Here is an 18,704-nt window from a genome sequence, read left to right on the forward strand (position 1 = left end):
TGGACTCCCGGCATCCGTCCCGTCGCCTGACCGCCTGCCGCCAGACCCTGGTGGTTTCAGCTTGAGCGCGTCCGCCGCCGTCAATGAGGCCAGGGCGGTGCTGGTCGGTGTCGACCTCGGCGCCGGCGCCTCCTTCGACGCCACCCTCGACGAACTGGCGCTGCTGGCCGAGTCGGCCGGCGACACGCCGGTGGCGCGCCTGATCGCCCGCCGCAAGGCGCCCGACGCCGCACTGTTCCTCGGTTCGGGCAAGGCCGACGAGCTCAAGGCGCTGGTGGCCGAAAGCGGCGGCCAGTGCGTGATCTTCGATCAGGCCTTGTCGCCGACCCAGCAGCGCAACCTGGAGCGTCATCTTGGCGTCGAGGTGCTCGACCGCACCGGCCTCATCCTCGAGATTTTCGCGGCCCGTGCGCAGAGCCACGAGGGCAAGCTGCAGGTCGAGCTCGCGCAGCTCCAGTACCTCAGCAACCGGCTGGTGCGCCGCTGGACCCACCTCGAGCGCCAGCGCGGCGGCGTGGGCCATCGCGGCGGCCCGGGCGAGCGCCAGATCGAACTCGACCGCCGCATGATCGGCGAGCGCATCAAGTCGCTCAAGGCGAGACTCGACAAGGTGAAGCGCCAGCGCGGCACGCAACGGCGCTCGCGCGAGCGCGCCGGCACCTTCCGTGTCTCGCTGATCGGCTACACCAATGCCGGCAAGTCCACGCTGTTCAACGCGCTGGTCAAGGCCCGCAGCTACGCCGCCGACCAACTGTTCGCGACGCTCGACACCACCACGCGGCAGCTCTACCTCGAAGACGCACGGCGCTCGGTCAGTCTGTCGGACACCGTGGGCTTCATCCGTGACCTGCCGCACACGCTGGTCAAGGCCTTCGCCGCCACGCTGCAGGAGGCTGCCGATGCCGACCTGCTGCTGCATGTGGTCGACGCCTCGAGCCCGGTGCTGGCCGAGCAGCGGGTCGAGGTGGAGCGCGTGCTCGCGGAGATCGACGCGGCCGGCATTCCCCAGATCCTGGTCTACAACAAGCTCGACCAGCTCGACGAGGAGCAGCGGCCCCGCGTGCTGGTGGATCGGCTCGAACTCGATGGCGGACGCCGCATCCCGCGCGTCTTCGTCAGTGCCCTGCGCGGTGTGGGGCTCGCGGAGCTGCGGGCGCTGGTGAGCGAAGCGCTGCTCGCCGATGGTGGCGAGGCGGGCGCGCCCGTTGCCTCGGTCCCCGCCGCGCCGGTGCGCGACGCCGCCGACGCCGAGCCCTCCGATCACGATCCCATTCCCGCCTCCGTCTTGCTCCAACGACACGCATGAATACCTATAACGATGCAGGCGCAGTGCGCCCGCGGGGCCGCCCCGCACTCCTGGTCGAGGCCTTGGCGCTGCTGTGGTCCGGCGCCGTGCGCCGCGCCGTCTGGCGCGCGCGCGGGGAGCGGCTGCTGGCGACCGGCGGCCGCAACGACGGCCCGCCCGACCTCGACGAGCTTTGGCGCGACTTCAACCGTCGCCTGAGCGGCTTGTTCGGTGGCAAAGGGGGTGGGAACAGTCCGCAGCCCGAAGGCGGCGGCGCCAGCTCGCCGCCGCCGGACCTGCGCAGCGCCGGTATCGGCATCGGCTTGATCGGCGCGGTCGTGGCGTTGATCTGGCTGGGCAGCGGTTTCTTCATCGTGCAGGAAGGGCAGCAGGGCGTCGTGATGTCCTTCGGCCGATACAGCCACACGGTCGAAGCCGGCTTCCAGTGGCGCTTCCCATACCCGTTCCAGTCGGCGGAGGTGGTCAACGTGACGCAGTTGCGGTCGGTCGAGGTCGGGCGCAATTCGGTGGTGCAGGCCACCGGGCTGCGGGACTCGTCGATGCTGACCCAGGACGAGAACATCGTCGACATCCGCTTCACGGTGCAGTACCGACTGAAGGATTCGAAGGACTATCTGTTCGAGAACCGCAATGCGGACGAGGCGGTGGTGCTGGCCTCCGAATCCGCGGTGCGCGAGATCGTCGGTCGCAGCAACATGGACTCGGTGCTGTACGAGCAGCGCGATGCCATCGCGACCGACCTCGTCAAGTCCATCCAGGCCCAGCTCGACCGCCTGAAGACCGGCATCCTGGTTTCCAACGTCAACGTGCAGAGCGTGGCGCCGCCCGAGCAGGTGCAGGCAGCGTTCGACGATGCCGTGAAGGCCGGCGCCGACCGCTCGCGCTTCAAGAACGAGGGCCAGGCCTACGCCAACGACGTGATCCCGAAGGCGCAGGGCACGGCCTCGCGCCTGCGCGAGGAGGCCGAGGGCTACAAGGCGCGCGTGATCGCACAGGCCGAGGGCGATGCGTCGCGCTTCAAGCAGGTGCTGACGGAGTACCAGAAGGCGCCGGCCGTCACCCGCGATCGTCTCTATGTGGACACGATGCGTGAGGTGTACTCCAACGTCAGCAAGATCATGATCGAGTCGCGCACCGGCTCGAATCTGCTGTACCTGCCGCTCGACAAGCTGATGCAATCGGCCGGGGCGACCGCCGCGGCCACACCGGCGCCCGCGCTGCCGACCACCGAAAGCACCGGCACGTCGCCGAACGACGTGCGCTCACGCGACAACCAGCGTTCGCGCGAGCGCGAGAGCCGTTGAGGAGAACAACAAGAATGAATCGCATCGGTCTGATCGTGGCGAGCGCTCTGCTCGCATTGATGGTTGCCTCGAGCACGCTGTTCGTCGTCGACCAGCGGCAGTTCGCCGTGCTGTATGCGTTGGGCGAGATCAAGGAAGTCATTGCCCAGCCGGGGCTGAAGTTCAAGCTGCCCCCGCCGTTCCAGAACGTGGTCTTCCTCGACCGCCGCATCCAGAGCCTCGACAGCCCTGAAACGCGGCCGGTGTTCACCGCCGAGAAGACCAGTCTGGTGATCGACTGGCTGGTGAAGTGGCGCATCAAGGACCCTCGGCAATTCATCCGCAACAGCGGCATCGATGCGCGCAATGTCGAGGCGCGGCTGGCACCGATCGTCCAGGCCGCGCTGAACGAGGAGGTCACCAAGGTCAGCGTGCGCCAGGTGCTCTCGACCGAGCGCGACAAGGTCATGCAGGGCGTGCTGCGGCGGTTGTCGGATGACGCCACGAGCTTCGGCATCGAGGTGGTCGACGTGCGGATCAAGCGGGTCGACTTCGTCGCCAACATCACCGAGGCGGTCTACCGCCGCATGGAGTCGGAGCGCAAGCGCGTGGCAAACGAGACCCGCTCCACCGGCCAGGCCGAAGGCGAGCAGGTGCGCGCCGACGCCGACCGGCAGCGCGAGGTCATCGTCGCCGAGGCCTACCGGGATGCACAGAAGGTCAAGGGTGATGGCGATGCCAAGGCTTCGGCACTGTATGCCGAGGCCTTCGGGCGCGACCCGCAGTTCGCGCAGTTCTATCGCAGCCTCGAGGCCTATCGGGCGAGCTTTCGCAGCAAGACCGACGTGATGGTGGTCGAGCCCGAGAGCGAGTTCTTCCGCGCGATGCGAGGTGAGGGCGGGCCATCCTCCTCCCGTGCCAGGTGAGCTCGGGCTGACGGCGCGCCGCAGCAGGAGCCGGCATGTGGGACACGCTGTTCAGCGCGCTGGCGCTGATGCTGGTCTTCGAGGGGCTGCTGCCCTTCCTGAGTCCGCAGCGCTGGCGCCGGGTGTTCGAGCAGGCCACGCGGCTGAGCGACGGGCAACTGCGTTTTCTCGGCTTGAGCAGCATGCTGGGCGGGCTGGTGGTGCTGCTGGTTTTGGCGGGCTGAGCGCCGTTCGCGCAGGTCAATCGCGCGCGAATGCTGCTGGGGGCGCCGGTACAATGCGGTTTTAACCCCGCAGGCTTTTCATGACCTCTGCTTGGCTGCTGCCCGAGCACATTGCCGATGTGCTGCCCTCCGAGGCGCGGCGCATCGAGGAATTGCGGCGCACCGTGCTGGACGCGGCCCGCGTCTACGGCTACGAACTGGTGATGCCGCCCTTGCTCGAGCACCTCGAGTCGTTGCTGACGGGCACCGGGCACGAACTGGATCTGCGGACCTTCAAGCTGGTCGATCAACTGAGCGGCCGCACGCTGGGTCTACGTGCCGACACCACGCCCCAGGTGGCGCGCATCGACGCGCACCTGCTCAATCGCGATGGCATCACGCGCCTGTGCTACTGCGGCCCGGTGGCGCACACGCGGCCGGCCGGACTGCACGGCAGCCGGGAACCGCTGCAGTTCGGCGCCGAGCTCTACGGTCATGCCGGACTCGAGGCCGATCTCGAGGTGCAGGATCTGGCGCTCGACAGCTTGCGTGCCGCAGGTGTCCCGGGCCTCTTGCTCGACCTGGCCGACGCCCGTATCGTGCGCGGCCTGCTGGCCGGTGTCGCTTGCGACCCCGCGCGTCTGAACGAGGTGTACGCGGCGCTCGCTGCCAAGGACGGCACGGCGCTGCAGGCGCTTGGCAGCGGATTCGCCGCCGAGGTGCGGCAGGGGCTGCAGGCACTGACCTCGCTGTACGGCGATGGAGAGGTGCTCGACATCGCGGCGGCGCGGCTGCCGCAGCGTCCACTGATCACCGCCGCGCTGGCCGACCTGCGGCGCCTGGCCGCGCATGCCGCGATCGCGCATCCGGACGTGCGGGTCGGCTTCGACCTTGCCGACCTGAGCGGCTACGCCTACTACAGCGGCGCGCGCTTTGCCGTCTACGGTGCCGGGTCCAGCGACTCGCTGGTGCGCGGCGGGCGCTACGACGAAGTCGGTGCGGTGTTCGGCCGCAACCGGCCGGCGGTGGGTTTCAGCGCCGATCTCAAGGAAGTGGTGCAACGTGCCTGCCCCGATGGGCGCCGGGCTGCGGTGCGGGCGCCCTGGGGCGAGGAAACCGGGTTGCGCGCCGCCATCCGCGCCCTGCGGGCCGGCGGCGAGACCGTGGTGTGCGTGCTGCCGGGACATGAGCACGAGGTCCAGGAGTTCGACTGCGACCGCGAGATCGTGCAAGAAGGCGGCCAATGGGTCGTCCGGCCGCTGTGAAGCCAGCGACCGAGAGCCATCAGATTCAGGACAAGACAATGCAAGCAGCGAGCAAGGCCGGTCACAACGTTGTGGTGGTCGGGACCCAGTGGGGCGACGAGGGCAAGGGCAAGGTGGTCGATTGGCTGACCGACCACGCAGCGGCGGTGGTGCGCTTCCAGGGCGGCCACAACGCCGGTCACACGCTGGTGATCAAGGGCAAGAAGACTGCGCTGCAGCTCATTCCATCGGGTGTGATGCGCGACGGCGTGGCTTGCTACATCGGCAACGGCGTGGTCGTCGATCCGGCCCACCTGCTCGGCGAGATCGAGCGGTTGGAGGCGGCCGGCGTCGAGGTGCGTTCGCGGCTGTTCATCAGCGAGTCGTGCCCGCTGATCCTGCCTTTCCACGTGGAGGTCGACAAGGCCCGCGAGGCGCTGCGCGAGAGCTCGGGGGCCGGCAAGATCGGCACGACCGGCAAGGGCATCGGCCCGGCCTACGAGGACAAGGTCGCACGGCGCGCTTTGCGCGTGCAGGACCTGAAGCACCCGGATCGCTTCGCGAAGAAGCTGCGCGATCTGCTCGAGCTTCACAACTTCGTGCTGCAGGGTTTCCTGAAGGCGGAGGCGCTCGAGTTCCAGCCGATCTTCGACCATGCAATGAAGGTCGCCGAACAGTTGAAGCCCATGCTGGCCGATGTCGGCGTGCGCATCCACGAGACCAACCTGGCCGGCGGCAGCGTGCTGTTCGAGGGCGCGCAGGGCACGCTGCTCGACATCGACCACGGCACCTACCCCTACGTCACGTCGAGCAACTGCGTGGCCGGCAATGCGGCCGCCGGGTCTGGCGTCGGCCCGGACAAGCTGCACTACATCCTCGGCATCACCAAGGCCTACACCACGCGCGTGGGCTCGGGCCCGTTCCCGACCGAGCTGCCGATGGACGAGCCCGGCACGGTGGGGCACCATCTGTCGACGGTCGGCCAGGAGCGGGGCACCGTCACGGGCCGCCCGCGGCGCTGCGGCTGGCTGGATGCGGCGGCGATGAAGCGCTCGATCCTGATCAACGGCCTCACGGGCCTGTGCATCACCAAGCTCGACGTGCTCGACGGCCTGGCCGAGATCAAGATGGGCGTGGGCTACGAACTCGATGGCCGGCGCATCGACATCCTGCCGCTCGACGCCGACGAGATCGTGGCCTGCAAGCCGGTCTACGAGAGCTTCCCGGGGTGGACCGACAGCACCGTCGGCACGACGCGCTGGGACGACCTGCCGCTCAACGCGCGCCGCTATCTCGAGCGTGTGCAGGAGGTCATCGGCGCGCCGATCGACATGGTGTCGACGGGGCCGGATCGCGAGCACACCATCCTGCTACGCCACCCCTACCAGGGCTGATGCGCCAAAGGTTGATACCACGGGAACCACGCCACATGCTCACCGACGACGGCAAGCACCTCTACGTCTCCTGGGACGAGTATCACCTGCTGATCGAGCGCCTGGCGCTGAAGGTGCACAACTCGGGCTGGGAGTTCGACCAGATCCTGTGCCTGGCGCGTGGCGGCCTGCGGCCCGGCGACATGCTGTCACGGGTGTTCGACAAGCCGCTGGCGATCATGTCGACCAGTTCCTACCGCTCGGACGCCGGCACCATCCAGGGCCGGCTCGACCTGGCGACCTACATCACCCTGCCCAAGGGCGAACTGGCCGGTCGGGTGCTGCTGGTCGACGACCTTGCCGACACCGGGGTAACCCTGAAGGCCGTGGTCGATCGCCTGCGCGGCATGCCGTCGATCAGCGAACTGCGTTCGTCCGTGATCTGGGTGAAGGGCGTGTCGAGCTACACGCCGGACTACTACGTCGAATCGCTGCCGACCAGTCCCTGGATCCACCAGCCGTTCGAGGATTACGACAGCCTGCGGCCCGACGGGCTCGCGCGGAAGCTGGCGGTTTGAGCAGGGACGCGCCTGTCATCGAACGCGGAAAACAAAAAGGCCAGCGCGCTGCGCTGGCCTTCTATGATTTGGTGCCCAGGAGAGGACTCGAACCTCCACGATGTTACTCGCTAGTACCTGAAACTAGTGCGTCTACCAATTCCGCCACCTGGGCTAGGTACCGAAGCCGGAGATATTAGCATAAAGAACGAAGACAAGACAAGCAGCACGCCGCTCGGCGCGGCGCTGATGAGTGAGGTCGAGGGCATCGTCCAAGGCCACCGCGACGGGCACGGCTTCGTGCAGCGCGACGACGGCGAATCCGACATCTACCTGTCGCCGCAGGAAATGCGCGCCGTGCTGCACCGCGACCGCGTCCGCGTGCGGGTGATCCGCTACGACCGCAAGGGCCGGCCGGAAGGGCGGGTGCTCGAGATCCTGGAACGCCGCAAGGCGCCGATCATCGGTCGCCTGCTGCACGAGAGTGGCATCTGGCTGGTCGCCCCGGAGGACAAACGCTACGGCCAAGACATCATGATCCCGAAGAACGGCATCGCCAATGCCAGCGCGGGTCAGGTGGTCGCGGTCGAGCTGACCGAGCCGCCGTCGATGCATTCGCAGCCGCTGGGCCGCGTGACCGAGGTGCTCGGCGAGATCGACGACGCGGGCATGGAGATCGAGATCGCGGTGCGCAAGTACGAAGTGCCGCACCGCTTCTCGGCCGAGACGCTGGCGCAGACGGCCAAGCTGCCCGACAAGGTGCGGCCGGCCGACAAGAGGCAGCGCATCGACCTGACCGACGTCCCGCTGGTCACCATCGATGGCGAGGACGCCCGGGACTTCGACGACGCCGTGTACTGCGAACCGGTCACGATCGGCCGCAAGACCAAGGCGGCGGCGCCGAACGGCTGGCGCCTGATCGTTGCCATTGCCGACGTGAGCCACTATGTGAAGCCCGGCGAGTCGCTGGACGACGATGCCTACGAGCGCGCGACCTCGGTCTATTTCCCGCGGCGCGTGATTCCGATGCTGCCGGAGAAGCTCAGCAACGGGCTGTGCTCGCTGAATCCCAACGAGGACCGCCTCGCGATGGTGTGCGACATGGTGGTCGACGCCGCCGGCGAGGTACACGCCTACCAGTTCTTCCCGGCGGTCATCAATTCGCACGCGCGCTTCACGTACACGGAAGTTGCGACGATCCTCGCCAACACGCGCGGGCCCGAGGCGCAGAAGCGCAAGGAGTTGGTGCCGCACCTGTTGCACCTGCACGAGGTGTATCGCGCCCTGCTGAAGGCGCGCGCCACGCGCGGCGCGGTCGACTTCGAGACCACCGAGACGCAGATCGTCTGCGACGAGAACGGGCGCATCGAGAAGATCGTGCCGCGCACGCGCAACGACGCACACCGCCTGATCGAGGAGGCAATGCTGGCGGCGAACGTGTGCTCGGCCGATTTCATCGCGTCGCACAAGCACGCCTCGCTGTACCGCGTGCACGAAGGCCCGACGCCCGAGAAGCGCGCGATCCTGCAGACTTATCTGCGCGCGCTCGGCCTCGGCTTGTCGATCGGCGACGATCCCCGGCCCGGCGAGTTCCAGGCGATCGCGCAGGCGACGAAGGACCGCCCTGACGCCACCCAGATCCACTCGATGCTGTTGCGCTCGATGCAGCAGGCCATCTACACGCCGACCAACAGCGGTCACTTCGGCCTGGCCTACCCGGCCTACACGCACTTCACCAGCCCGATCCGCCGCTATCCGGACCTGCTGGTGCACCGTGTGATCAAGGCGCTGCTGGGCAGCAAGAAGTACCACCTGCAGGTCACCGAGCTCGCCAGCTCGGCCGTCCACACGCGCAAGGTTCGGCCGACCGCGGCCTCCAAGGCGCAGCAGGCCAGCAAGCTGGTCGTCAAGCAGACCGCCGAGGCGATGGCCTGGGAAGCGGCCGGCGCGCACTGCAGCGCGAACGAGCGGCGAGCCGACGAGGCGTCGCGCGACGTCGAGGCCTGGCTGAAGTGCAAGTTCATGCGGGAGCACCTCGGCGAGGAGTTCGGCGGCGCGGTCACCGCGGTCACGACCTTCGGGCTGTTCGTCACGCTCGACGAGCTGTATGTCGAGGGCCTGGTGCACATCACCGAACTCGGCGGAGAGTACTTCCGCTTCGACGAAGCGCGACAGGAGCTGCGCGGCGAGCGCACCGGCGTGCGCTATGTCGTCGGCAGCCGGGTGCGGGTGCAGGTGAGTCGTGTCGACCTCGACGGTCGCAAGATCGACTTCCGGCTGGTCCATGAATCGGGGCTGAACCCGCGGGCACCGCGCGACAAGGCGGCGTCGGCCGTCGAGGAGCTGCAGGTCGTGAAGGACGTCGACCGCGAACACAAGCGGGCGGCCAAGAAGGCCGTCAGCAAGACCCCCCGCAAGCCCGCGCGCAGCGCGGGCGTGGACACTGCGCCCGCGCGCAAGTCGAAGCGATCGAGGCGGTAGGCCCGAGCCGCTGCGGCGCTCAGCGCTGCAGCTGAGCGATCAACGCGCTCGCGGCCAGCGGCCCGGTGCGCGCCTGGGTTGCGCACCAGGCGTCGGCGGCGGCGCCATGGGTGTGTGTGCCCAGCAGCGCGGCGCTCCGTGCTGACAGGCCTTGCGCCCAGAGCCCGCCGATCCAGCCCGCCAGCACATCGCCGGTTCCCGCCGTGGCCAGCGATGCGTTGCCGCTGGCGTTGATCAGCGTGGTTTCCCCCGGCGCCGCGATGACGCTCCCCGATCCCTTGAGGACGACGGTGGCGTGCCATCGCTGCGCGAGCCGCTCCGCGGCCGACAGCCGGGCGGACTGGATCGCGGCAGTCTGCAGACCCAGCAGCCGGGCGGCCTCGAGGGGGTGCGGCGTCAGCAGCGTGGCGGCGCGCCTGCGGCCGGCACGCATTTCGAGCAAGCGAGCGAGCGACGGGTCGGCGGCCACCGCGTTCAGCGCATCGGCATCGAGCAGCAGGCGTCCGGCACGGGCGATCAGGCCCGGGAGGTGCTCACGCACCACGTCGCCGCCACCGCAGCCGCACACCACCGTGGCATTCTCGAGAGGCGTGCGGGCATCGTGCAGTGCGGTGAGCGGCCGGTGCATCAACTCGGGGTGAATGGGATCGAGCGCCGGTGACTGCGGATCGAGCGGCACCAGGTGCACACGGCCAGCGCCGGCGGCCAGCGCGGCCCGTGCCGCGAGCAGCGCGGCCCCGGCCATGCCGGCGGCGCCGCCGACCACCCATACGTCGCCGAAGCTGCCCTTGTGCTGCGCATGCCGGCGCGCCGGCCACAACGTGCTCGCACCCGTCAGCAGGCCGGCACTCGCCTGTGAGGTCTCGGCATCGACACCCAGGTCGTGGAACCAGATTTGCCCGGCGTGGTCGCGTCCCTGAGCGGTGAACAGACCCGGCTTCAAGGTCAGCAGGCTCAGTGTCCAGCGAGCCTGCACCACGGCGGTCTCGTCAAGCAGTGCCCCCTGCTCGGCATCCAACCCGCTGGGCAGGTCGATCGACAACACCGGAGTGCCGCCGTCGTTGAGCGACCTCATCGCGGCCAGGGCCCAGCCGGCGGGCGCGCGGGTCAGGCCGATGCCGAACAGGGCGTCGATGGCCAGATTGTCGGGGCCGAGCGGCTCGGGCGGCGCGCTGCTTTCCACCAGTGCGACTCCCGCGGCACGTGCCTTGGCGCCGGCTGCCGCCGCATCGGCTGGCGTTTGCACGGAAGGCGCAAGGCTCACCGTCACCTGCTTGCCGGCGCGCTGCAGCCACGCCGCGGCTTCCAAGCCGTCGCCACCGTTGTTGCCGGGACCGGCAGCGATCCAGATGCGTCGTGCATGCGGCGCCAATGCGAGGGCCAGCCGGGCCACCGAGCCGCCGGCACGCTGCATCAGCGTGTGGGGCGGCAAGGCGCGCGCGGCCTCGATCTCCAGCGCACGCGTTGCGGCCACGCCGAACAGCGGCAGCCGCTCCACGTCACGCCGCGAGCCATCGCCCAGAACGGCCCAGGGCATCGCGACATCAGGCATGTTGGCTGACCCGTCAGGCAGACGGCGGGACCGAGGCCGCCCGGGCCAGCGCGAAACTGCCCGGATCGAAGCCGGGCGAGCGTCCGGCGATCTGGTCGGCCAGCAGCCGGGCGCTGCCGCAGGCCAGCGTCCAGCCGTGGTCGGCGTGGCCCAGGTTCAGCCACACGCCGGGGCGGGGGCTGGGGCCGATCAGTGGCAGGCCGTCGGGCAGCGTTGGCCGAGCGCCTTTCCATACCTGGGGCCGCGCAATGTGGGCGGCGCCGGGGAACCAGTCGTTGAGCAGTCGGTACAGCGTCTCGACCGCCGCCCGCCGCTGCGTCTGCACCGAGCCGCCCAGCTCGGCGCAGCCGGCCAGACGCACGCGCTGCCCCAGCCGGCTCATCGCGATGCGGTAGCGCTCGTCGACCAGTGCTGCCTTCGGGCCCCGTTCGGGCGAGCGCAGCGGCGCTGTCAGCGAGTAGCCGTGGATCGGCATCAGCGGCAGCTTGATGCCCAGGCCCGGCAGCAGTTCGGCGGCATCGACACCGGCGGCGATCACCACGGCATCGAAAGCCTCCGCCGACACCGGGTCGAGATAGCGCGCCGCGGCGCGCGCGCGGTGAGCCATCGCGTTGCCGTGCTTGTCGCCGTTGCCGCCGGGGACGGCCGTGGCCCGGCTCGAAGCGAAGCCGGTGGTCAGGGCCAGGTGCTCGAGCTGCAGTTCGGCGCCATCGGAGCGTGTTCCGGTCTCCAGCGCGCGCACCACGGTGCCGAACCGGAACTCGACGCCGAGCCGCTCGGCCGCGTCGCGCAGCAGGTGGGCGAACTGGCGGCAGTTGCCCACGCCGTCCTGGGGCAGCTGGATCCCGCCGGCCAGCGGCTGCTCGCGATGGAGGCCGGGCTCCGTCGCGTGGCAGGCGGCGGCGTCCAGTTCGCGCACGCTGATGCCGAGTTCGCGCAGCAGCGCCAGGCGGGGCTGCGCCGCGGCAACGTCGCGCTCTTCTCGCAGCAGGAGCAACAGGCCCTGCGAGCGTTCGAAATCCAGCTGCAGCCGCTCGTCGAGCACGCGGAGCCGTTCGCGGCTGTACTGCGCCAGTCGCAGCAGCTCGATGTGGCGCTGCGGGAAGTTCGGCGCGCGGCAGGCGCTCCACCAGCGCCACAGCCAGCGCCATTGCATCGCGTCGAAGGAAGGGCGCACGCGCATCGCCGGATGGCGGCTGAACAGGTCGCGCAGCAGGCGGCCGGGAAGGCCGGGCGCTGCCCATGGCGCAACATCGCCCGAGCCCAGCAAGCCGGCATGCGCGAAGCTCGCCTCCGAGGCGACGCTGCTGTGTCGCTCGAACACGGTGACGTCGTGGCCGTCCTCGGCCAGCTCGTAGGCTGTGGTCACGCCGACGATACCGGCGCCGATCACGCCGACCTTCATGAGGATGCTCCAGTGGCCAGCACGGCTTCGACGGCCAGGGCCGTGTCGAGCAGGGCGTCGTCGGCATGGCCGCGCGACCACAGCATCAGGCCGACCGGCGCTTCGCCCGGCGCCTGGCAGGGTAGGCTGATTGCGCAGCCGTCGAGCAGGTTCACGACCGACGGGTTCCGCAGCAGCAGCGAGTTGACGCGGAAGAATTCCTCGTCGCTCGCTTCCAGCGCGGTGATCGGTGGCGCGAGGATCGGCACGGTCGGGGACAGCACCGCGTCGAAGCCACGCAGCGCCACGTGCATGCGAGCGATCCAGGCGGCGCGTGCCTTCTGCAGGTCGATGTAGTCCGCCGCGCTCATGGCCATGCCGCGGCGGATGCGCGTCACCACGCGGCGGTCGTAGCCGGCTTCTTCGTGTGTCGCGAGCCGGTGCCGGTGCCAGGCCCAGCTTTCGCAGCTCGCGAAACCACCGTTGACCTGCAGCGGCGCCAGGTCGGCCAGCGGCGGGACGTCGAGCGTGACGATCTGTGCGCCGACGCGCGACAACCGGTCCACGGCGCGTTCGAAGGCCGCGGCCACGGCAGGCTCCAGCGCGTCGAGCATCAGCGTCGTCGGCACCGCGAGCCGGGTGGCGCGCAGCGGCCGGCCAGGCAGCGCGACGCGGCGCGCCGACAGCAACTCGTGCAGCAGCACGGCGTCGCGCACCGAGCGCGTCAGGGCCGAGACCGTGTCGAGCGTGGTGGACAGCGGTATGGCCCCCTCGGTCGGCGTCAGCGATGCTGTGTTCTTGAAGCCGACCAGACCCTGCAGCGCGGCCGGGATGCGCACCGAACCGCCGGTGTCCGAACCCAGCGCCGCCCACGCGGCCCCGCCGGCCACCGAGACCGCCGCGCCGGAACTGGAGCCGCCTGGGATGCGCGGCGTGTCGCGGTCCAGGGCTGCCATCGGCACGTTGGCCGGCGTGGGGTGGTGCGGATTGAGGCCAATGCCCGAGAACGCGAACTCGGTCATGTGGGTGCGGCCGATCAACGCTGCGCCGGCTGCCCGCAGCCGCGACACCGCGGGCGCGTCCTGCGCAGCCGGTTCGGCATCGGCCAGTACCGTGGAGCCCGCGGTCGTGACCTGACCGGCGATGTCGAACAGGTCCTTGATGCTGACGGCCAGACCGGCGAGCGGCGGCAGCGGGGCGCCGCTGGAGAACGCGGCGTCGACGGCGCGGGCCGCGGCTCGCGCGCCGACAGCATCGATCTTCAGGAAGGCCGGGGCCACGGCAGCGGAGGCTGCGTGCTGCAGCGAGCGCTCGATCTCCGCGCCGGCGCTGCTCGTGCCGTCAAGCACCCGGGCGCGCCGGGAGAGCAGGTCGTCGGTCATCGGCGTGCTAAACTCTCAGGGTTTTTCTGGAACACGTCGGTGCCTGTCCTGGTCGGTTCGATCGAGGCCGGTTCGGCAAAAGCCGGAAGAACATTTGCAATCCGCAAACCCGGTCGCCAAAAGGTGTTGCAAGACTCGAAAGAGGTCTGCTTGCATGTCGCAACAAAGCGCTGCAATCACTTGCAATTCTGGCCGGATTTTAGACCCAACCTTTGGAGTTTCCATGTCCCTCACCATGCGTGAAATGCTGGAAGCGGGCGTCCATTTCGGACACCAGACCCGCTTCTGGAATCCGAAGATGGCCCCCTTCATCTTCGGCCATCGCAACAAGATCCACATCATCAACCTCGAGAAGACGCTGCCGCTCTTCAACGAGGCGATGAAGTTCACCCGCTCGCTCGCCGCCAAGCGCGGCACGATCCTGATGGTCGGCACCAAGCGCCAGGCGCGCGAAGTGGTCGCCCAGGAGGCCCAGCGCGCCGGTATGCCCTACGTCGACCAGCGCTGGCTCGGCGGCATGCTGACCAACTTCAAGACCGTCAAGGGGTCGCTGAAGAAGCTGAAGGAAATGCAGGCGCAGCAGGAAGCGGGCCTCGAGTCCATGAGCAAGAAGGAAGCGCTGCTGTTCGCCCGCGAGATCGCCAAGCTCGAGAAGGACATCGGCGGCATCCAGGACATGAACGCGCTGCCCGATGCCATGTTCGTCATCGACGTGGGCTACCACAAGATCGCGATTGCCGAGGCGAAGAAGCTGGGTATTCCGGTCATCGGCGTGGTGGACTCGAACCACTCGCCCGAGGGCATCGATTACGTGATCCCGGGCAACGACGACTCCGCGAAGGCCGTGGCGTTGTACGCCCGTGCCGTGGCGGATGCCGCACTCGAAGGCAAGGCCAACGCGGTCAGCGAAGTGGTCGCCGCCGCCCAGAGCACCGACGAGTTCGTGGAAGTCAGCGACGCGGCCTGAGCCCGTCGCAAGGCGCCCCCGCGCACTCATCAAGGGGCTGATTCAGCCCCTTTTTTTCAATGATTTCGAAGCGATCGCTGCCCGGAGGCAGCCTCGCTTCACCGAACGGAGAACGCAATGCCCGCAATCACCGCCAGCATGGTCGCCGAACTGCGCGCCAAGACCGACGCCCCGATGATGGAGTGCAAGAAGGCCCTCACCGAGGCCGAAGGTGACCTGAACAAGGCCGAGGAACTGTTGCGCGTCAAGCTCGGCAGCAAGGCCAGCAAGGCCGCCTCGCGCGTCACGGCCGAAGGCATCGTCGTGGCGCACATCAGCGGCACGACCGGCGCGCTGATGGAACTGAACTGCGAAACCGACTTCGTCTCCAAGAACGACGACTTCCTGGCCTTCGGCAAGACGCTCGCGGAACTCGTGGTCACCCAGGCCCCGGTGGACGTCGCGGCGCTGTCGGCGCTGGAGATCGCCGGCGTGACGGTGGAGGCCACCCGCACCGCGCTGATCGGCAAGATCGGCGAGAACATCGCGATCCGCCGCTTCAAGCGCTTCAGCGGCGACAGCAAGCTGGTCAGCTACCTGCACGGCACCCGTATCGGCGTGGTGGTTGAGTACACCGGCGACGACGTGGCCGCCAAGGACGTGGCGATGCACGTGGCCGCGATGAAGCCCGTGGCGCTGACCTCGGCCGATGTGCCGGCCGATCTGATCGAGAAGGAGCGCAACGTCGCCGCCGGCAAGGCCGCCGAGGATGCCAAGGCCGCCGAGGCGGCCGGCAAGGCGCCGCAGTCTGCCGAGATCGTCACCAAGCGGGTCGAAGGCTCGGTGCAGAAGTTCCTGAAGGAGGTCTCGTTGTTCAACCAGACCTTCGTGAAGAACGACAAGCAGACCGTCGAGCAGATGCTCAAGGCCGCCAGCACGACGATCAAGGGCTTCACGATGTACATCGTGGGTGAGGGCATCGAGAAGAAGACCGACGACTTCGCCGCCGAAGTGGCCGCCCAGGTGGCCGCTGCCAAGGGGCAGTAAGCGCTGCGCCCGGCCCGGCGCGCGTGCCTGCGTGCCGGGGCCATCCCCTAAACTGCCGTCCTACCGACCGTTCACCCGAGGAGTCCCCCGCATGCCGGCGTTCAAGCGCATCCTGCTCAAGCTTTCCGGCGAGGCCTTGATGGGCGACGACGCCTACGGCATCAACCGCGCGACCATCGTGCGCATGGTGCAGGAGGTGCGCGAGATCACCGAGATGGGCTGCGAGGTGGCGGTGGTGATCGGCGGCGGGAACCTCTTCCGAGGCGTGGCCGGCGGTGCCGTCGGCATGGACCGCGCGACGGCCGACTACATGGGCATGCTCGCCACGGTGATGAATGCACTCGCCCTCGCCGACACGATGCGCCAAGAGGGCATGACCGCCCGGGTGATGTCGGCGATCGGCATCGAGCAGGTGGTCGAGCCCTATGTTCGGCCGAAGGCCTTGCAGTACCTCGAAGAAGGCAAGGTGGTGATCTTCGCCGCCGGCACCGGCAACCCGTTCTTCACCACCGACACCGCCGCCGCGCTGCGCGGGGCCGAGATCGGCGCGCAGATCGTGTTGAAGGCGACCAAGGTCGATGGCGTCTACTCCGCCGATCCGAAGAAGGATCCCGGCGCCACGCGCTACGCCAAGATCAGCTTCGACGAGGCGATCAGCAAGAACCTGCAGGTCATGGACGCGACGGCGTTCGCGCTGTGCCGCGACCAGAAGCTGCCGATCAAGGTGTTCTCGATCTTCAAGCCCGGTGCCCTCAGGCGCGTGGTGACGGGAGAGGACGAGGGCACCCTGGTGCATGTGTGAACCCGTCCGAGGATCGCAACAACATGAGCATCGCAGACATCAAGAAGACGTTCGAGCAGAAGTCGGCACGTTCGATCGAATCCTTCAAGTCGGAACTGCAGAAGATTCGCACCGGCCGCGCCCACCCCGGCATCCTGGACCAGGTGCACGTCGAGTACTACGGCTCGATGGTGTCGATCAGCCAGGTGGCCAACGTGAGCCTGCTCGACGCCCGCACCATCAGCGTCCAGCCGTGGGAAAAGGGCATGGGCCCGAAGATCGAGAAGGCGATCCGCGAGTCGGACCTGGGCCTGAATCCGTCGTCGCAGGGTGAGCTGCTGCGCGTTCCGATGCCGGCGCTGAACGAAGAACGCCGCCGCGACCTCACGAAGGTGGTGCGCGGCGCCGGCGAGGACGCACGGATCGCGGTGCGCAACCTGCGCCGCGACGCCAACGACCAGGCCAAGAAGCTCCTGAAGGACAAGGCCATCTCCGAAGACGACGAGCGCCGCTCGCTCGACGAGGTGCAGAAGCTCACCGACCGCGTGATCGCCGAGATCGACCGACTGGTGCAGTCCAAGGAAGCCGAGATCCTCGCGGTTTGAGAGCCTCCGGTGTGCGTAGCGCCTCCGCCGTGAGCCAGGCCCCCGCCGCGATCCCGCGCCACGTGGCCGTGGTGATGGACGGCAATGGCCGCTGGGCCAGCAAGCGCTTCATGCCGCGCTTCGTCGGGCACAAGCAGGGCGTCGACGCGCTGGTGCGCACCGTCAAGGCTTGCGCCGATCGTGGCATCGAGTACCTCACGGTGTTCGCGTTCTCCAGCGAGAACTGGAAGCGGCCCGAAGAAGAGGTGTCGGGTCTGATGGGTCTGGTGCTGGTGGCGGTCTCCAAGTACCTGGCCAAGCTGGCGAAGGAGGGCGTGCGCATCCGCATCGTCGGCGACCGCGATGCGGTGTCCGACAAGGTGCGAGAGGCCTGGGCGGAGGCCGAGCGCAGCACCGCGCACAACACGCGCATCACCTTGTCGGTCGCGTTCAACTACGGCGGCCGCTGGGACGTGCTGCAGGCCTGCCGGCAGGCGATCGCCGACGGCATACCGGCTGACCAGCTGAACGAGGCCCGGCTGGGGCAGTACATGGCGCTCAGCCACGCGCCCGATCCCGATCTTTTCATCCGCACCGGTGGCGAGGTCCGGATCTCGAATTTCCTGCTGTGGCAGGCGGCCTACTCGGAGCTGTACTTCACCGATTGCCTGTGGCCGGACTTCGGTGACGTCGAGCTGGATGCTGCGCTGGCCGCCTACGCCGCGCGCGATCGCCGCTATGGTGGCGTGAAGCCGGTCGCAGCGGTGGCGGCCGATCCGCAGGCCACGGTCTGAGCCCGGCCCGCACGATGCTCAAGCAACGCATCATCACGGCGCTGCTGTTGCTCGCGGCACTCCTTCCGGCCTTGTTCGCCGCGGCCCTGTGGCCGTTCGCGCTGCTGCTGCTGGTGATGATCGGTGCCGCCGGCTGGGAGTGGGGGCGCCTGAACGGTCTCGGATCGGTGGGCGCGGTAGCGCTGGGCGGACTGGTGGCCGCGGGCGGATCGGCAGCCTACGGTCTGGGCTGGCCCGACGTGGCGGCGGAGGGCGCCGGGTGGTGGTGGGTCGCGACCGCGGCCTGGGTTCTGGGCGGCGCGTGGGTCCTGCGCCGTGGCGTCGCCGGCTGGCCGACCCTGAGCCCGCCGCTGCGCTGGATGCTCGGCGCGCTGCTGCTGTGGAGCGTCTGGCTGGCGATGGTGGCCGCCAAGGCACGCGGCGTGAACTTCCTGCTCTCGGTGTTCACGCTGGTGTGGGCGGCCGACATCGCCGCCTATTTCGGCGGCCGCGCCTTCGGTCGGCGCAAGCTGGCGCCGGCCATCAGTCCGGGCAAGAGCTGGGAGGGCGTGTGGAGCGGCATGGCTGGCGTGCTGGTGCTCGCCCTGGTCTGGATCGCCCTCGATCGGTACACCGGCCAGTCGGTGTCCAGCCTGTACAGCCAGTTGCTCGAACGGCTCGGGTTCGCCGGGCTGGCCGTGGCACTGGTGTTTCTCACGGCAATGAGCGTCGTCGGCGATCTGTTCGAGTCGCTGGTCAAGCGCAGTGCCGGCGCCAAGGACAGCAGCGCGCTGCTGCCGGGCCACGGCGGCGTGCTCGACCGTATCGACGCGTTGCTGCCGGTGTTCCCACTGGCGCTGGCGCTGTGTTCCTTCTGAAGAC

General features: G+C 68.8%; 17 protein-coding genes and 1 tRNA gene. 14 read left to right on the forward strand and 4 right to left on the reverse strand.

Annotation, left to right across the window (positions count from 1 at the left end; translation table 11 throughout):
* Positions 1–61 precede the first annotated feature (61 nt).
* The 7 genes from hflX to C1M51_RS17805 all read left to right on the forward strand — a co-directional run bounded on the left by hflX (position 62) and on the right by C1M51_RS17805 (position 6,913).
* A complete protein-coding gene (gene hflX, locus C1M51_RS17775) occupies positions 62–1,306 on the forward strand; it encodes a GTPase HflX (protein ID WP_129451856.1) in 1,245 nt (414 codons plus the stop codon).
* A complete protein-coding gene (gene hflK / locus C1M51_RS17780; protein ID WP_129451857.1) occupies positions 1,303–2,610 on the forward strand; it encodes an FtsH protease activity modulator HflK in 1,308 nt (435 codons plus the stop codon). The genes hflX and hflK overlap by 4 nt, the downstream gene beginning before the upstream one ends.
* A gap of 14 nt (positions 2,611–2,624) precedes the next feature.
* Complete coding sequence (gene hflC, locus C1M51_RS17785; protein WP_129451858.1) at positions 2,625–3,515, forward strand: protease modulator HflC; 891 nt, start codon at positions 2,625–2,627, stop codon at positions 3,513–3,515.
* Between the two features lie 35 nt (positions 3,516–3,550).
* Entirely contained in the window at positions 3,551–3,739 is a 189-nt protein-coding gene (locus C1M51_RS17790; protein WP_011829582.1) for a DUF2065 domain-containing protein, read from the forward strand.
* Between the two features lie 80 nt (positions 3,740–3,819).
* Positions 3,820–4,983, forward strand: a complete 1,164-nt coding sequence (locus tag C1M51_RS17795) for an ATP phosphoribosyltransferase regulatory subunit (protein WP_129451859.1) — start codon at positions 3,820–3,822, stop codon at positions 4,981–4,983.
* 38 nt (positions 4,984–5,021) lie between these two features.
* Complete coding sequence (locus C1M51_RS17800; RefSeq protein ID WP_129451860.1) at positions 5,022–6,356, forward strand: adenylosuccinate synthase; 1,335 nt, start codon at positions 5,022–5,024, stop codon at positions 6,354–6,356.
* A 35-nt stretch (positions 6,357–6,391) separates the two neighbouring features.
* A complete protein-coding gene (locus tag C1M51_RS17805; protein ID WP_129451861.1) occupies positions 6,392–6,913 on the forward strand; it encodes a phosphoribosyltransferase in 522 nt (173 codons plus the stop codon).
* 69 nt (positions 6,914–6,982) lie between these two features.
* Here C1M51_RS17805 and C1M51_RS17810 read toward each other — a convergent pair.
* Positions 6,983–7,067, reverse strand: a tRNA-Leu gene (locus C1M51_RS17810).
* 74 nt (positions 7,068–7,141) lie between these two features.
* Between C1M51_RS17810 and rnr the strand changes: the two genes are divergently transcribed.
* Entirely contained in the window at positions 7,142–9,373 is a 2,232-nt protein-coding gene (rnr, locus tag C1M51_RS17815) for a ribonuclease R (protein WP_129451862.1), read from the forward strand.
* A 19-nt stretch (positions 9,374–9,392) separates the two neighbouring features.
* On the opposite strand, the gene C1M51_RS17820 is transcribed toward rnr, so the two are convergent.
* From C1M51_RS17820 to C1M51_RS17830, 3 genes are read right to left on the reverse strand one after another with little or no spacing between them, the layout of a single operon-like run.
* Positions 9,393–10,910: an NAD(P)H-hydrate dehydratase gene (locus tag C1M51_RS17820; RefSeq protein ID WP_129451863.1), complete on the reverse strand. Its 1,518-nt coding sequence runs from the start codon at positions 10,908–10,910 to the stop codon at positions 9,393–9,395.
* 28 nt (positions 10,911–10,938) lie between these two features.
* Complete coding sequence (locus tag C1M51_RS17825; protein ID WP_036247905.1) at positions 10,939–12,330, reverse strand: FAD-dependent oxidoreductase; 1,392 nt, start codon at positions 12,328–12,330, stop codon at positions 10,939–10,941.
* The gene (locus C1M51_RS17830) at positions 12,327–13,691 is read right to left on the reverse strand and encodes an amidase (protein ID WP_129451864.1); all 1,365 of its coding nucleotides are present in this window, start codon (positions 13,689–13,691) and stop codon (positions 12,327–12,329) included. The genes C1M51_RS17825 and C1M51_RS17830 overlap by 4 nt, the downstream gene beginning before the upstream one ends.
* A 223-nt stretch (positions 13,692–13,914) precedes the next feature.
* Here C1M51_RS17830 and rpsB point away from each other — a divergent pair, with 223 nt between their 5' ends.
* The 6 genes from rpsB (at position 13,915) to C1M51_RS17860 (ending at position 18,700) form a co-directional block, all read left to right on the forward strand.
* On the forward strand, positions 13,915–14,658 hold the full coding sequence (gene rpsB / locus C1M51_RS17835) for a 30S ribosomal protein S2 (protein WP_036230121.1): 744 nt from the start codon (positions 13,915–13,917) through the stop codon (positions 14,656–14,658).
* Positions 14,659–14,775: 117 nt separating this feature from the next.
* On the forward strand, positions 14,776–15,684 hold the full coding sequence (tsf, locus tag C1M51_RS17840) for a translation elongation factor Ts (RefSeq protein ID WP_129451865.1): 909 nt from the start codon (positions 14,776–14,778) through the stop codon (positions 15,682–15,684).
* A 91-nt stretch (positions 15,685–15,775) separates the two neighbouring features.
* Positions 15,776–16,486, forward strand: a complete 711-nt coding sequence (gene pyrH, locus C1M51_RS17845; RefSeq protein ID WP_011829572.1) for a UMP kinase — start codon at positions 15,776–15,778, stop codon at positions 16,484–16,486.
* A gap of 23 nt (positions 16,487–16,509) precedes the next feature.
* Complete coding sequence (gene frr, locus C1M51_RS17850) at positions 16,510–17,070, forward strand: ribosome recycling factor (RefSeq protein WP_011829571.1); 561 nt, start codon at positions 16,510–16,512, stop codon at positions 17,068–17,070.
* A 74-nt stretch (positions 17,071–17,144) separates the two neighbouring features.
* Positions 17,145–17,843 (forward strand): polyprenyl diphosphate synthase, encoded by a 699-nt coding sequence (gene uppS / locus C1M51_RS17855; protein WP_049820893.1) that lies wholly within the window; start codon positions 17,145–17,147, stop codon positions 17,841–17,843.
* 14 nt (positions 17,844–17,857) lie between these two features.
* Entirely contained in the window at positions 17,858–18,700 is an 843-nt protein-coding gene (locus C1M51_RS17860) for a phosphatidate cytidylyltransferase (protein ID WP_036230118.1), read from the forward strand.
* Positions 18,701–18,704: the final 4 nt, after the last annotated feature.

The sequence above is a fragment of the Methylibium sp. Pch-M genome (genome assembly GCF_004136295.1).
Lineage (GTDB): Bacteria > Pseudomonadota > Gammaproteobacteria > Burkholderiales > Burkholderiaceae_C > Methylibium > Methylibium petroleiphilum.